This is a genomic window from Streptomyces sp. 13-12-16, from assembly GCF_002114215.1.
Classification (GTDB): Bacteria; Actinomycetota; Actinomycetes; order Streptomycetales; family Streptomycetaceae; genus Streptomyces.
The window spans coordinates 10126-10559 of the sequence record NZ_NCTE01001486.1; the positions used below are offsets into that span (position 1 = coordinate 10126).

1 pseudogene is annotated in these 434 nt (G+C 77.2%); it reads right to left on the minus strand.

Features of this window, described 5'->3' with window-relative positions:
- Nucleotides 1-434 (minus strand): annotated as a pseudogene (locus tag B7767_RS43220) (MFS transporter); the annotation flags it as partial.

Here is a 434-nt window from a genome sequence, read left to right on the forward strand (position 1 = left end):
GCGGTGCGGTGGGTGCCGCCCGAGGCGATCAGCGCGTAGCCGCCGTAGACCGCGACCGTCGCCAGTTCCGTGCCCAGGCCCGCCACCGAGGTGAGGGTGGCCCGGCCGGTGTCCTCGATGCGCCGCTGGAGACGGGCGTCGGCCAGCACCGTCGCCGCCTGGAAGCCACCGAAGGCGAGGGCGACGAGACCCAGCCCCCAAGGGGTGCCGTCGGCCGCACCGGCGGCCAGGGCGAGACCGGAGCCGGCCAGCAGCGCGGCGAGCCCGGCCGTGCCGAGCCGCTCGCCCTCACCGGCCAGCAGGCTTCCGGCGGTGGCGCCGGCCCAGATCAGCAGGAGCAGGTAGGGAACGGTCCCGTCGGCGGCCCCGGTCTCCCGCACCAGCAGGGGCGTGTACTCGTCGAGGGCGCCCCATACCGCACCGACGGCCGGGAC